General features: G+C 68.0%; 11 protein-coding genes. 6 read left to right on the forward strand and 5 right to left on the reverse strand.

Annotation, left to right across the window (positions count from 1 at the left end; translation table 11 throughout):
- The first annotated feature begins 1 nt into the window (after position 1).
- The 4 genes from OG734_RS37760 (at position 2) to OG734_RS37775 (ending at position 4,388) form a co-directional block, all read left to right on the forward strand.
- Entirely contained in the window at positions 2-1,045 is a 1,044-nt protein-coding gene (locus OG734_RS37760; protein ID WP_330291917.1) for a pectinesterase family protein, read from the forward strand.
- Positions 1,032-2,219, forward strand: a complete 1,188-nt coding sequence (locus tag OG734_RS37765) for a dienelactone hydrolase family protein (RefSeq protein WP_330291918.1) — start codon at positions 1,032-1,034, stop codon at positions 2,217-2,219. The genes OG734_RS37760 and OG734_RS37765 overlap by 14 nt, the downstream gene beginning before the upstream one ends.
- An 86-nt stretch (positions 2,220-2,305) precedes the next feature.
- Positions 2,306-3,430, forward strand: a complete 1,125-nt coding sequence (locus OG734_RS37770; RefSeq protein WP_330291919.1) for a right-handed parallel beta-helix repeat-containing protein — start codon at positions 2,306-2,308, stop codon at positions 3,428-3,430.
- 163 nt (positions 3,431-3,593) lie between these two features.
- Entirely contained in the window at positions 3,594-4,388 is a 795-nt protein-coding gene (locus OG734_RS37775; protein ID WP_330291920.1) for an HAD family acid phosphatase, read from the forward strand.
- A 3-nt stretch (positions 4,389-4,391) separates the two neighbouring features.
- Here OG734_RS37775 and OG734_RS37780 read toward each other — a convergent pair whose 3' ends face one another.
- Entirely contained in the window at positions 4,392-6,644 is a 2,253-nt protein-coding gene (locus OG734_RS37780) for a family 43 glycosylhydrolase (protein ID WP_330291921.1), read from the reverse strand.
- 263 nt (positions 6,645-6,907) lie between these two features.
- On the opposite strand from OG734_RS37780, the gene OG734_RS37785 reads away from it, so the two are divergent.
- Complete coding sequence (locus OG734_RS37785; RefSeq protein ID WP_443064988.1) at positions 6,908-8,071, forward strand: right-handed parallel beta-helix repeat-containing protein; 1,164 nt, start codon at positions 6,908-6,910, stop codon at positions 8,069-8,071.
- A 72-nt stretch (positions 8,072-8,143) separates the two neighbouring features.
- Here the strand turns inward: OG734_RS37785 and OG734_RS37790 are convergent, their stop codons facing one another.
- The 4 genes from OG734_RS37790 to OG734_RS37805 all read right to left on the reverse strand — a co-directional run bounded on the left by OG734_RS37790 (position 8,144) and on the right by OG734_RS37805 (position 12,244).
- On the reverse strand, positions 8,144-9,826 hold the full coding sequence (locus tag OG734_RS37790; protein ID WP_330291922.1) for a rhamnogalacturonan lyase B N-terminal domain-containing protein: 1,683 nt from the start codon (positions 9,824-9,826) through the stop codon (positions 8,144-8,146).
- A gap of 32 nt (positions 9,827-9,858) precedes the next feature.
- Positions 9,859-10,689, reverse strand: coding sequence for a pectate lyase (locus OG734_RS37795; RefSeq protein ID WP_330291923.1), 831 nt, complete (start codon positions 10,687-10,689; stop codon positions 9,859-9,861).
- A gap of 119 nt (positions 10,690-10,808) precedes the next feature.
- Positions 10,809-11,681 carry a hypothetical protein gene (locus tag OG734_RS37800; protein ID WP_330291924.1) on the reverse strand — a complete coding sequence of 291 codons (873 nt, stop codon included), beginning with the start codon at positions 11,679-11,681 and terminating at the stop codon, positions 10,809-10,811.
- Positions 11,678-12,244 (reverse strand): SigE family RNA polymerase sigma factor, encoded by a 567-nt coding sequence (locus tag OG734_RS37805; RefSeq protein ID WP_330291925.1) that lies wholly within the window; start codon positions 12,242-12,244, stop codon positions 11,678-11,680. Before OG734_RS37805 ends, OG734_RS37800 begins: the two co-directional genes overlap by 4 nt.
- Positions 12,245-12,530: 286 nt before the next feature.
- Between OG734_RS37805 and OG734_RS37810 the strand changes: the two genes are divergently transcribed.
- Positions 12,531-13,982: an NCS2 family permease gene (locus OG734_RS37810; protein ID WP_330291926.1), complete on the forward strand. Its 1,452-nt coding sequence runs from the start codon at positions 12,531-12,533 to the stop codon at positions 13,980-13,982.
- The last annotated feature ends 91 nt before the right edge of the window (positions 13,983-14,073 follow it).

A 14,073-nucleotide genomic window follows, 5' to 3' on the forward strand; every position in this document is an offset into this window, starting at 1 on the left:
GATGCGCCGACGTACGCTGCTCACCGGAATCGCCGGAGGGCTGATCGCCACCGGTACGGCTCCCGCGTCAGCGTCCCCCGCCCGCCGTGTCCTGCACGTCCGCCCCGGCGGCTCCGTCCAGGACGCGGTGGACGCGGTGGTCGCGGCGGGCGGCACCGGCCGGACGATCGTCGTGCACCCGGGGACGTACCGGGAAGTCGTCAACATCCCTGCCCAGGCAGCCGGGTTGACGATCCGTGGCGCCACCCGCGACCCGCGCGACACCGCCATCGTGTACGACAACGCCAACGGCACCCAGAAACCCGACGGTTCGGGCACCTACGGCACCGCGGGCTCCGCCACCTTCACCTCGGCGGCGCCCGGCCTGACCGTACGCGACCTGACCCTCGCCAACGACTGGCTGCGCGCCGACCACCCGGAGATCACCGGGACGCAGGCCGTCGCCGCGTATGTCACGGGGGACCGGTCCCAGTTCACGCGTGTCCGGCTCCTCGCCCACCAGGACACCCTGTTCGCGGACACGACGGCACTGACCGCCTTCGACCGGCACTACTACCGCGACTGCTACATCGAGGGCGACGTCGACTTCGTCTTCGGGCGGGCCAGGGCCGTCTTCGAGCACTGCCACTTCCACACCCTCGACCGGGACGTCGCCTTCAAGCCCGAGGGCATGGTCTTCGCGCCCGCCACGGCCCGCGCCAACCCCTACGGCTTCCTCGCCGTGCGCGGGCTGGTGACCTCGGGAGCGGAGGACGGCGCGTACAAGATCGCCCGGCCGTGGGTGCCGTCGTACGAGACAACCGCCTGGCCCTCGTTGGTGGTTCGGGACAGCTGGTTGGGCCCGGGCATCGACGCCGTGACCCCGTACATCAACATGCGCGAGGCCTACCCATGGCAGACCATGCGTTTTCGCGAGTACGGCAACTCCGGTCCGGGCGCGCTGATCCCGGTGCCGGAGAACCGGCCGCAGCTCACCGCGACGGAGGCGGGCGAGCATACGAGGCGGACCTATCTCGGCGACTGGTGCCCGTATGAACGGTCGTGATCCGGCCGTGGGGCGGCGGGCGTTCGTCGTGGGGGCGGGGGCGGCGCTGATCAACGGCGGCGCCGCCCAACCCTCCTACGCGGGCGCGGACGCCGACTTGGAGTCGGCGGTCGTTGACGGGCCCTTACCCGGCTTCCACCCGGCGCTCAAGGACGAGCTGGACTTCCCGCTCGCCTGGGGCCGGTCCGGCATCCGGGACTTCCGGGCCTGGCGCCGGATCGCCCGCGCCAAGGTGGAGGAGACGCTCCTCGTCGAGCCGGACGGCGATGGCACGCCGTACGGCCCGGAGTTCAGCGACCGCGCCGAAACGCCCGCCTACACAAGGGAGTTGGTGACCCTCGCCCTCACCCGGTACGAGCCCGTGCGCGGTGCCCTGCTCACCCCGCACGGCCCCGGCCCCTTCCCCGCCGTACTGCTGCTCCACGACCACGGGGCGAAGTTCGACATCGGGAAGGAGAAACTCGTCCGGCCCTGGTACGACGACACCCGGCTCGCCTCCGCGCAGGCCTGGGCGGACCGTTACTTCAGCGGACGGTTCGTCGGTGACGAACTGGCCCGGCGCGGATATGTCGTGCTGGCGCTCGACGCGCTCGGCTGGGCCGACCGAGGCCCCCTGGCCTACGACCAACAGCAGGCACTCGCCAGCAACCTGTACAACCTCGGCTCGTCCCTCGCCGGACTCATGGCCCGCGAGGACGTACGCGCCGCCGGCTTCCTCGCCGGGCTCGACCGCGTGGACCGGCGGCGGATCGCGGCCGTCGGGTTCTCCATGGGCGCCTTCCGCGCCTGGCAGACCGCCGCCCTCAGTGACGACATCGCCGCCGCGGCCAGCGTCTGCTGGATGACCGGGCTGAAGGAAATGATGGTCCCCGGCAACAACACACTGCGCGGCCAGTCCAGTTACTACATGCTCCACCCCGGGCTCGCCCGGCACCTCGACTTCCCCGACGTGGCGAGCATCGCCGCACCCAGGCCGATGCTGTTCTTCCACGGCGCCCAGGATCCGCTGTTCCCGGCGGAGGGCGTACGCGTGGCCCACGAGAAGCTGCGCGCCGTCTGGCGCTCGCGCCGCGCCGGGGAGCGGCTGCACACCAGGATCTGGCCCGACCTCGGCCATGTGTTCACCGCACCCATGCAGGACGACGTCTTCTCATGGCTGGACGCCGTCCTGTAACCCCCACTGCCCGCCCCCGACCGCATTCCCAACCCCCCACCGCTTCCCCACTCCCGTCCCCGTTACGACGAAAGGACCCGCACGTCATGCGTCGTATTACTCGTGTCAACAACTCCCTGACCGCTCTCGCAGTAGCCACCGCCGGTGTCGGCCTCGCGGTACTCGCCACCCCCGCCCAGGCCGCGACCGTGGTCGTCTCCACCTCCGCCCAGCTGAGCAGCGCCATCTCCAGTGCCACCGCCGGCACGGTCATCCAGGTGCGCGCCGGGACGTACTACCCGACGGCCACCCTCCAGTCGACGGCCAACGGCACGTCCGCAAGCCGTATCTACCTCCAGCCGTACGGCTCGGAGACCGTCAAGATCGACGGGTCGAACCTGCCCGACGGCGACTGGATCTTCAAGCTGACCGCCGACTACTGGAACGTCTCCAACATCACGTTCCAGAACTCGCCGGACAGCGCGGTCGTCTGCCAGTCCTGCGCCTCGACGGTGTGGAGCAACATCAAGACCATCAACGGCGGCGACTCCGGCTTCACGCTCACCGGCGACAGCACCACCAACAACACGGTCAGGAACATCGACTCGTACGGCCACTACGACCCCGCCAACCACGGCGAGAACGCCGACGGCATCGCCGTGAAGTTCGGCTCCGGCTCCGGCAACCTCATCACCGGCGCCCGCCTGTACAACAACTCGGACGACGGGATGGACTTCTGGTCCTTCTCGTCCCCCGTCACCGTCGAGCACACCTGGTCGATGGGCAACGGCAAGAACCGCTGGTCCGACTCGGCGTTCGCGGGCGACGGCAACGGCTACAAGCTGGGCGGCGACGGCGAGACCGTGGCCCATGTCATCAACAACTCGGCTGCCTGGGACAACGCGGGCAACGGCTTCACCGAGAACAGCAACAAGGGCGCCATCGTCATCAACCGCACCACCGCCTACGCCAACGCCAAGTGGGGCTACTACTTCGCCACCGGAGCGGCCAAGCTCGGCAAGAACCTGGCCGTCAGCAACAGTTCAGGCTCGGTGAGCAAGGGCTCGTCGGTCACCTCGTCCGGCAACAACTGGGACTCGGGGATATCGACTCCGGCCTTCGCGTCGACGAACGCGTCGACCACCTTCAACTCCCGCGCGTCGGACGGGACGTTGCCCGCGACGACGTTCCTGACGACGGGCAGCAGCACGATCGGGTCGACGATGAACTGACCGCCCGTCGGGCCGTCGGGACGAGAAGCGAGATGAACCGAGGGGTGCGGCGTCGCTGCCGCACCCCTCCCTCCTCAATGGCTGGTTTCCGACCCCTATGGACTTGATATAGATCAGGCAAAAGGTCTGGCAACATCGAGGGTGACGCGCGTAGAAACCTGTCATGCATAAGTCACTCCGTTTCGCGACGCTCACCGTCGCCTGTGCCGTCGCCGGTGCCGCGCTGTACGGCACCGGTGCGGCCACCGCCGGTCAGTCCACGGCGAACTCCACCCACGAGCCCCACAACATCGGGCTCCTGGTCCAGGAGATCGACTCCTACTACGGCACCACGGCCGACAGCGCCGGCGTGTACCAGGCCTCCGCCACCAGCCCGTACGCCAAGGACCTGGCGCGCATCGAGTCCGCGGCGAAGAAGGACATCGACAAGGCGGCGCGCAAGGCGCTGCACAAGGGCAAGAAGCCCGCTGTCGTCTTCGACATCGACGACACGCTGCTGCTCTCCCTCGACTACGAGAAGAAGACCAACTACACGTACAACTCGGCCACTTGGACCGAGTACGTGGCCAAGGCCGACCGCCCGGCCGTCTTCGGTACGCCCGAGCTGGTCGCCTACGCCAAGGCCAAGGGCGTCGAGGTGTTCTACAACTCCGGCCTGAAGGAGTCGCAGCGCGCCGCGGCCGTCGCGAACCTGAAGAAGGTCGGCGCCGACATCAACCTCGACGCCGCCCACATGTTCCTCAAGGACGCGGCGAACCCGCCCGCCTACCTGAGCGCCTGCGCCACACCCGGCACCTGGACCTGCACGACCGTGCAGTACAAGTCCGGTACCCGGGGGCACATCGAGGACCTTGGGTACGACATCATCGCCAACTTCGGCGACCAGTACTCGGACCTCCAGGGCGGCTACGCCGACAAGACGTACAAGCTTCCGAACCCGACGTACTTCGTGAGCTGATCCTCAGTTCCTGACCGGTTTGATCGACTCCAGGGTCGGTACGACCGGCAGGATCGTCCCGTCGGGCGCGAACCGCATCCGGTCGATGGTGGTCTCCCGGTGCATGCCGTCACCGCCCGCCTTTCCGGGGCCGCTCAGGGCGAACCGGTGGTACACCATGTACCAGTCGTCGGTGCCGGGCACGTTCACCACCGAGTGGTGGCCGGTGGCCTTGATGCCGTACTCGGGGCGCTTGGACAGGATCGTCCCCCGCTTGGTCCACGGGCCGAGCGGGGACGGTCCGGTCGCGTAGGCGACGTGGTAGTCCTCGCTGCGGGTGTCGTCCTCGGACCACATGAAGTAGTACGTCCCCTGCCGCTTCACCATGAAGGAACCCTCACGGAAGTTGTCCGGGGTGATGTCCTTCACCTTCGCCGCGTCGAACGACACCATGTCGTCGTTCAGCGGTACGACGTACCCGCGCCCGTTGCCCCAGTAGAGATACGCCTGACCGTCGTCGTCCGTGAAGACGGCCGGGTCGATCATCTGGCCGCTCAACTGCCCTTTCGCCACCAGGGGTTTGCCGAGAGCGTCCTTGAACGGGCCCGCCGGGGAGTCGGCCACCGCCACCCCGATCGCCTGCTCGGCGCAGAAGTAGAAGTAGTACTTGCCGTTCTTGGTGGCGATCGCCGGCGCCCAGGCGTTCTTGTCCGCCCAGGACACATCGGGTCCCAGATCGAGGATCACGCCGTGGTCGGTCCAGTGGACCAGGTCCTTCGACGAGAACGCCTTGAACTTGGTGCCGCTCCAGCCCTGGAAACCGTCGGTGGTCGGGTAGATCCAGTAACGGCCGTCCAGGTACTGGATGTCGGGGTCGGCGTACAGCCCCGGCAGCACCGGGCTGCGGGTGGGCACCGCCTCGACCGTCCAGGTGCGGCGCGTCCCGTCCGCCGCCGTCACCGTGTACTTCTGCGGCTTGCGGAAGTCACGCCGCGTACCGGACGCGGGGCTCACCTTCGCCCCCGCCCCGACCCACAACTTCGGGGCCAGCCGGGCGAGTTCGGCGTCAGGCCGCATCGGCAGCACGACCTTGGCGGCCGCCTCCGTGACGACCGCGTACCCCTTCTGCTCACTGGCCGTGGCGTCCACGACGGATGTCGGGGTCTCCGGGTAGGCGGCCAGCAGCCGGTCGTACTCCGCCTGCGTCACCGGCATCACCGTGCCGTGGCGGGGGCTGGCGGGCAGCTGGTAGTCGGCGGACATCGTCCACTTGCCGGAGTCGAGATCGGTGGTCTCGAAGGGGACGTAGCCGCGACCGCCGTACTCGTCGATGAACAGGTACCACTTGTTCCCGGTGTTGGACTTGAAGACCGTCGGCCCCTCACCCCGGTCGATCGACCCGCTCCCGACGCAGTCGGAGACGAAGTCGTACGAGGTGTCCGTCAGCGAGGTCGACTTCTCCGCGGTGATGAACTTCGAGCAGGGGCTGGAGGAGGTGGGATCCCGCTCGTCCTTCGTGTAGCGGTAGTAAGTTCCCTTGTGCTCCACGACAGTTGAGTCGATCACCGAGTAGCCCGGGTCGTCCCAGATCTTCGGTTCGCTGAAGGTGCGGAAGTCCTTCGTTGTCGCGTACATCATCTTGTTGTACGTCGAGCCGGTGTGGTCGGGGTCGTCGTCGGCGTACAGCTTCGACGCCCAGAAGACGACGTACGAGCCGAGCTGGTCGTCGTAATAGGCCTCCGGCGCCCAGGTGTTGCCGGCCGAGTCGGGGGAGACCTTCACCAGGCGCTGGTCGGTCCAGTGGACCAGGTCGGTCGACTCCCAGACCATGATCGACTTGCTGCCGTGGCGCTGGACGTAGTCCCAACTGCCGCTGCTGTTCCGGTACATGCGCAGGTCGGTCGCGATCATGTAGAACTTGTCGCCCTTGGGGGAGCGGATCACGAACGGGTCGCGCAGGCCCTTCTCGCCGGTGGTGGAGGTGAGGACCGGCTTGCCCGCGTTCAACTCCCGCCAGTGCAGCGGGTCGTTGCCGCGACTGAGGGCGTACCGGATCTGCTCGCCGTCGGCGGTGCCCTCACCGGTGAAGTAGGCGAACAGGTAACCGGCGTACTTCTGCGCCGACTTGGGCTCAGGCTTCTGCTCGGACTGCTTCTGCTGCGTCACGGGTGGGGCTCCTGAGGCGGCGGGGCTGGGCGGGGCGGCGAGCAGGGCGAGAAGGAGGGCCGCCAGGGGGATGAGGGGGAGCAGGAAGGTGCGGGCGAGGTGGGGGCGCATGACACATCCTGTGGGAGTCTGATGGTTTCTGTTGAGTGATCGTCCTCGGAGTCTCACCAGCGGGGGACAGCGCGTCAATCGGTGCGGGCGAGGCCGGTGGGACCGAAAGTTTCGATTCCTTTCGTACGGACCACGGCAACCCTTTGCGGCCGGGTGGCGACAGGACAGCAGAGCCGGGCTGCGGCCCCACCTCATCGAGGCCGCAGCCCGGCTCACGTCTTGGGAACCGAACACAGTCCCAGCCCCGAGGAAAGGAGCGCCCCGTGCGCATCGGCACCATCGGCACCGGCCGCCACCGCAGAGCCCGCACCCTCTCCATCGCCGCCGCGGTGGCCCTCGCCTCCGGTGCGGGCGGCGTCTACCTCGGCCTCTCGCCCGACGGAGCGAGCGCTGCCGGTACCACGGTCACCGTGTCCAGCACCGCGCAGCTGGAGTCCGCGGTCAAGAACGCGAAGGCGGGCAGCGTCATCCAGGTGCGCGCCGGCACGTACTACCCGACGGCCACCCTCAAGTCGACGGCGAACGGCACGAGTTCGGCGCGGGTCACCCTCCAGGCCTACGGCAGCGAAAAGGTGCGGATCGACGGTTCCAGGCTGCCCGCCGGGTCCTGGCTGGCCGGGATCTACGGCGACTACTGGACCGTCCAGAACCTCACCTTCCAGAACTCCCCGGCCCAGGGCTTCGTCGTCACCTCGTCCGTCGGCGGGACCTTCAAGAACCTCGTCACCGCGCGCAACGGCGACTCCGGCTTCACCCTGCGCGGCGACGGCACCAGCGACAACCTCGTGCAGAACCTGGACAGTTACCTCAACTACGACCCCGCCAGCCACGGCCAGAACGCCGACGGCCTCGCCATCAAGTTCGGCTCCGGGACGGGGAATCGGATCACCGGAGTCCGCCTCTACGACAACGCGGACGACGGCCTCGACCTCTGGCAGTTCTCCACCCCCGTCACCATCGAGCACACCTGGGCCTTCGGCAACGGCAGGAACCGCTGGGACGACTCCGCCTTCGAGGGCAACGGCAACGGCTTCAAGCTGGGCGGGGGAGGCGCGTCGGTAGCGCATGTCGTCAACGACAACGCGGCCTGGGGCAACAACCTGCACGGGTTCACGGAGAACTCCAACACCGGCGCGATCGTGCTCAACCGCAACACCGCCTACGCCAACGCCCGGAGCGGCTTCTACTTCACCACCGGCAAGGCACGGCTCGCGAGGAACCTCGCGGTGAGCAACAAGGGCGCCCTGGCCAAGCTGGGCTCGTCGACCGTCTCGGCCGCCAACAACTGGGACAGCGGCGTTTCGACGCCTGTGCTGAAGTCGACGGACGCGACGATCGCGTCCGGCGCCCGTCAGACGGACGGCTCGCTGCCGGCGACCACGTTTCTGGCAGTGGCCTCGACGGTCATCGGGGCGGCCATGAACTGACGTACCGCACAAGGAGAACTGAGCCCCCGCCGGTCGTCACCGGCGGGGGCTCTCTGACTGGCCGAGGGGGGCTCAGGCCAGCAGATCGAGGCAGTCGAACGAGGTGCCCGGACTGAGGAAAGCCGAGCCGCTCGAACCACTGACGATGTTGATCTTCAGTACGTTGTACTGACTCGTGTCCGTCTTCCACGCACTACTAGGGACGCTGTACATGAACGTACGGTTGTTCCCACGATACGAACCCGTGGTGAGGGAGCGCGTCGAGGGCTGCGCGGGTGCCGAAGGAATGGCCGACACCCAGTCGTTGACGGTGACACGCGGGCGCCCGCCCGAGAAGGCGTCCGTCACGCCGATGCGCAGGGTGTGCGCGGCGGCGGCCTGGGCGGCCGTCAGTTTGAAGTACACGAGGATGCTGTCGTTGACGCCGTTCCACATGTACGCCGGGAAGGCCGCCGCCTGGGAGCCGCTGCCGATGGTGACGTTCCCCGTCCACTTCGCCGCGCGGGCGTCCGACGGGTGCGCGTACGTCATCAGCTTGGCGTTCTTGAACTCGCCGGGCGTACCGTCCCAGTCCCCGAGCCGCCAGATCGTCTTCGCGGCGGACGGGTCCCCGGTCACGGTGATGCTGTGCAGCGCGGTCGCAGCGCCCGCCTTCACCGTCACCGAACCGGTGTGCACGGCCAGCTCATCCTTGTACACGGTCAGCATGTACGTCCCCGGCAGCATCCCCTTGCAGGAGAAGGCGCCGGTGCCCGAGGCGGCCTTCGCCCAGTACTGGGCGTCCGCGTTCGCGAAGCCCACGGTGTACGGGTGCTTCGCGTCCATCCCCTTGATGCCGACGCCGGCCACCTTGCCGCGGCCGGCCGCCCCCACCCAGCCGGTGATGCCGAGCCCGTCCACCCAGGAGGTGTCGAGGCGGGCGGCGGAGAGGGAGGCCGAGGGTGCGGCACCGTCCGTGAAGGCGAGGACGTACGGGCCCTGCAGGCCGAAGCGTTCCTTCTCCGTCTGGGCCTGGTTGTAGTGCAGGATCTCGTACAGCCCCGCGCCCTTGTCGTTCGAGTGGCGCAGCAGCGAGCGGTAGAAGGGGCCGCCGGACGCCTTCTCGTGGTTGGAGCGCACGATCCACAGACCGACCGAGCCGGTGGTGAAGCCGATGTGGTCGTAGTCGATGACCCGCCGGCCCGAGTAGTGCTTGGAGTGCGTGGTGCCGTCCGCGCGCTTCCAGACGTCCCCGGCCTCGATGATCTTGTCTGACGCCTCGATCCAGGAGTCCGACCCCTCGTTGGGGAACATGCCCGGCTTGAGGCGGACGAGGAAGCGGGTCGCCGTGAAGGAGGCGTCCGCCTTGTTCGTCCACAGGTAGACGTTGTTCTGGCCGCTGCGCGCCGCGTACCACTGGGTGATCGCCCCGTGCGCGACCTTGACCAGGATCGTCGAGCCGGACTGCCTGACGGTCACCGTGGACGCGCCGAGCCCCGACTCGACGTGCGAGTGCCGGCCGCCGTAGCCCTCGTACTCCTTGCCCTTGTAGACCAGGGACGTGAGGTCGCCGGTCGACTTGGAGATCTTGAAGACGAGCGAGGCCCCCGTGTTGATCACGAAGTTGGAGCCGTCGTCGGTGTGGCCGAAAGTAGCCGCCGACGCGGACGACAGTAGACCGCTGCCGGCCGCCACCGCGGCGCCCGTGCCGACCACTCCCACGGCGGAAGCGGCCAGCAACCTGCGGCGACCGATATTTCTCCTGTGTGTGCTCAAGGCTGCCGGCTCCGTCGTGCTTGAAGGCTCACTTACTTGTACGTGATGTCAGATGGCGAGAACTTGCAGGTGGTTCCGTCCGCACCGCTGCCGATTTCGGTCGGTTCCTTGCTGTTGCTGTTGCCCTTGAAGCGCACACACGGCTTGATCTTCTTCTTGGGGTCGCCGTAGATGCGGATCCTGCTCAGCGTCGCCGTGTCGCCGAAGTTCGCGTTCACGCCGACCAGCACCTTGCCCGGCGCGGTCGCGTCGATGTCGCTGATCACGATCGTGCGCTTGTACTGCGTCTTGCAGTTGCCGCAGGAGCGCACCAGCTTGCCGAAGTTCTCGACGTGGAAGCCCGTGATGCTGAGCTTGCCGGCCCCGTTGAACTGGAACACCTTGTCGGAGGCCGACCTCGCGCCGCCGCCGATCACCTTGTACACGGCCGTCGACTTCTTGCTCCTGAAGGTGGCGGCGTCCTCGCCGACGTCCAGCCACCACACGTTCTCCAGCGTGCAGGAGCCGGTGCAGTGGACGCCGTCCGCGCCCGGGGTGCCGATGATCACGTTCTTGAGGACCGCGCCGTCCTTCAGCTCGAAGATCGGGTCCTGGCCCTCCTCCTGGCTGCCGTTGTCGAGCGCGCCGCTGCCGAAGAACTTCTTGAGCTTGCCGTCGAACGTGCCCGACACCGTGATCTTCGACGACACGGCCTGGCTGCCCTTGGCCGTCGGCCAGGTGGCGGTGGCACCGGCGGAGGACAGTAACGTCGTCGTCAGGACCGCCGCTCCCGTGAGACCGAGAGCGGCGGTGCCGGCGATCACGGCCCGCCGTCCGGTGACCCGACGGCGGTGACGGACGCGCTGTTCAACTTGTGCAGTCATGGACCGTGTTCCTTGGGGTGGTGAGGAGATGTGTGCGTCTCCTGGTCGCCACCCGTGCGGGAAGGGTTGCCGAGTCTGCGGAATTTCTTCACGAGTTGGGCCTGCGAGGGGCTACGCCTTCACGAATCGCCCTCGTCGGACTCGTCCTTGCCGTCCTGGCCTGCGAAGTCGCCCTTCACGGAGAGTTGTTCGCCCCCCGCCCCGGCCGTCGCCGTGTACGTGTCGTCCTTCGCGTCCCGGCCGCCGCGCATGTGGTTGTACTGGCCGGCGAAGACCCACTCGCCCGGCTGGACCGTGCGGCCCTCCTTGAGCACCCACGTGTAGACCAGGAAGCCGTCGCGCTCGGCGACCGTCAGGTCGAAGTCGTCCTCCGGAGGCGATCGCCAGGCGCCCGTGGAGGTGACCCCGCCGGTGTCGGCGACCTTCAACTCGACCGTGAGCGCGGTGAGTTGCTTGGACGTCTTGATGGTGACGTCGCTCTGCGCCCAGAAGTCGTTGCTGTGCGGATCGATCGAGCCGTCCGACCACAGGGGCCCGTCCTCGGTTCCCTTCGCGGCCGGCGCCGCCGCAGTGTTCGAGGCCTTCGGTGTCGGGGTGGGCGTCGGCGTGGAACTCGGGTCGTCGTCCTGGGCGTTGTCGCCGCCCGACGGTTCCGGAGCCGGTTGGACCGGCGCCCTACTGGTCGCGTCCGGTGACGGAGTCGGCATCGGCGAGACCGAGACGGTCGGATCGGCCGGGGTCTCGTCGCTCTTCACCACGGAGGCCAGCGCGTACCCGCCCATCGCGAGGATCCCGGAGACCGCGGCGGTGGCACCCACGACCCGAGCCCAGCCCAGGACCGGCGGACGCGTCGCCCGGCGCCGGGAACGCTTCTGCTCGGGACCGGCGGCCATGCCGCGCTCGACCCGCGCGAGGATGCGCGCGCGGTCGGGCTCGTACGCCCCGGCCGCTTCACGCAGCCCGGCGCGCAGCTCATCGTGCGGCGTCCTCATCGGTTCGTCCCTCCCGCTCCGCCGGTGGTGCGCACAGGAGTACGCACTCGAAGCGGGGCCTCGTCGGTGCCAAGGAGCCGCTGCAGTTCGGCCATTCCCTTGGACGTCTGGCTCTTAACCGTACCGACAGTAACGCCCAGCGCGAGCGCCGTGTCCTTCTCCGAGAGGTCGAAGGCGTGCCGGAGCACCACACATGCCCGCTTGCGGAACGGCAGTCTGCGCAGGGCCTCCTGGACGTCGACGACGCCAGGTATGTCGGGATTCTCCGTCTTCTCTTCCCGCTGCGACCAGAACAGGGTGATCCTTCGGCGCTCCCGGACCGCGCTGCGGATACGGGTCTTGGCCAGATTCGCGACCACACCACGCGCGTACGCCACCGGATGATCGGCGGCCCGTACCCGGTCCCAGCGGTGCCACAGGGCGAGCAGCGCATCCGCCGCCAGGTCGTCCGCGGCGTCCGCCTCGCCCGTCAGCAGGTGGGCCAGGCGGGCGAGTTCGGCGTAGTGCCGCTCGAAGAAGGCATGGAACTCCACGGAGGCTGCGTCGTCGACGACAGTGCCCACGGGCGACCTCTCCCCCTTAGATTCGCTGTGTTTTCCCAGGTCGGCGGCGGCTGCCGGCCGAAGCCGGGCGCCTGCACATACGGCCGCTGTGATGCGCCGGTGAAGAGGTGGTGATCGTTTGGCGCGAGAGCCGAGAGAGTATCAGGCATGCGTACGACGCTTCGACTGGTGTACGACGGGTCGATCCTGATTCCGTAACACGGAGAAAACCTGATAACGGTTCAACACAGGAACAATCCAGCCAGCACCCGCACACAGATCAATCAGGCAACTAGGAGTAACCGCAATGTCCGAACCACAGAAGGTGGCCGACCGACCCGGCGCCGCGCCCCCCGCGACGAACAGCGTCGACGGCTTCTTCAAGATCTCCGAACGGGGGTCCACCTTCGCCCGTGAAGTACGCGGCGGCTTCGCCACGTTCTTCACGATGGCCTACATCCTTGTCCTGAATCCCATCATCCTGGGCAGCGCCAAGGACAAGTTCGGCCACCAGCTCGACAGCGTCCAGCTCGTCACCGCCACCGCCCTGGTGGCCGCGGTGATGACGATCATCATGGGCGTCGGCGGCAACCTCCCGCTCGCCCTCGCCGCGGGCCTCGGCCTCAACGCGGTGGTCGCCTTCCAGATCGCCCCGCTGATGAGCTGGGACGACGCGATGGGACTGGTGGTCCTGGAGGGTCTGGTGATCTGCGTCCTTGTGGTGACCGGCCTCAGAGAAGCGATCATGCACGCGATCCCGGCGCCGCTCAAGGCGGCGATCGGCGTGGGTATAGGGCTGTTCATCGCCTTCATCGGCTTCGTCGACGCCGGTTTCGTCAGCCGTATCCCGGACGCGGCGAACACCACGGTGCCGGTGCAGCTCGGCGGGACGGGTGCGCTCAGCGGCTGGCCCGTCCTGGTCTTCTGTCTCGGCGTCCTGCTGACCATCGGTCTGATCGCGCGCAAGGTGAAGGGCGCGATCCTGATCAGCATCGTCACGATGACGTTCCTCGCGCTGATCATCAACTCGGTCGCCGACGTCAAGAGCTGGGGCCTGACCACGCCGGCCTGGCCCGACAAGATCGCGGACACCCCGGACTTCGGGTTGATCGGCCACTTCAGCCTGTTCGGCGCGTTCGGCGAGACCACGGTGATCACCGTCGTCCTGCTGATCTTCACCCTGATCCTGTCGGACTTCTTCGACACCATGGGCACGGTCGTCGGCATCACCGCCGAGGCGGGTCTGCTGGACGAGGAGGGCAAGGTCCCCAACCTGGGCCGCGTGCTGCTCATCGACGGCGCGGCGGCGGTGGCGGGTGGCGCGAGCTCCTCGTCCTCGGCGACCTCGTTCATCGAGTCGGCGGCGGGCGTCGGCGAGGGCGCGCGCACCGGCTTCGCGAACCTGATCACGGGCGGCCTGTTCGCCTGCGCGCTCTTCCTGACGCCGATCCTGACGATCGTCCCGATGCAGGCCGCAGCCCCCGCCCTGGTCGCGGTCGGCTTCCTGATGATGACCCAGGTCAAGCACATCGACTGGGACAAGTTCGAGATCGCCATCCCCGCGTTCCTCACGATCGCCGTGATGCCGTTCTCGTACTCCATCACCAACGGCATCGGCGCCGGCTTCGTGGCCTACGTCCTCATCAAGACGGTCGTCGGCAAGGCGAAGGAGGTCCACTGGCTCCTGTGGGGCACGAGCGTCCTGTTCCTGATCTACTTCGCGATCGACCCCATCGAGCAGCTCTTCGGCACGAAGTAGACGGGGGTGCAGGTACCCCGCGCGCCTTTGTTTTCAGGGGCGCGGGGCTGTACCAATTTGCGGCTCCGTGGGCGCGACAAGCCACGACGGC

The sequence above is a fragment of the Streptomyces sp. NBC_00576 genome (genome assembly GCF_036345175.1).
Classification (GTDB): Bacteria; Actinomycetota; Actinomycetes; order Streptomycetales; family Streptomycetaceae; genus Streptomyces.

Coding starts and splice junctions, on each gene's coding strand:
- OG734_RS37765 (WP_330291918.1), top strand. CDS start 1,032: ATGAACGGTCGTGATCCGGCCGTGGGGCGGCGGGCGTTCGTCGTGGGG.
- OG734_RS37795 (WP_330291923.1), bottom strand. CDS start 10,689: ATGACTGCACAAGTTGAACAGCGCGTCCGTCACCGCCGTCGGGTCACC.
- OG734_RS37770 (WP_330291919.1), top strand. CDS start 2,306: ATGCGTCGTATTACTCGTGTCAACAACTCCCTGACCGCTCTCGCAGTA.
- OG734_RS37810 (WP_330291926.1), top strand. CDS start 12,531: ATGTCCGAACCACAGAAGGTGGCCGACCGACCCGGCGCCGCGCCCCCC.
- OG734_RS37775 (WP_330291920.1), top strand. CDS start 3,594: ATGCATAAGTCACTCCGTTTCGCGACGCTCACCGTCGCCTGTGCCGTC.
- OG734_RS37800 (WP_330291924.1), bottom strand. CDS start 11,681: ATGAGGACGCCGCACGATGAGCTGCGCGCCGGGCTGCGTGAAGCGGCC.
- OG734_RS37760 (WP_330291917.1), top strand. CDS start 2: ATGCGCCGACGTACGCTGCTCACCGGAATCGCCGGAGGGCTGATCGCC.
- OG734_RS37780 (WP_330291921.1), bottom strand. CDS start 6,644: ATGCGCCCCCACCTCGCCCGCACCTTCCTGCTCCCCCTCATCCCCCTG.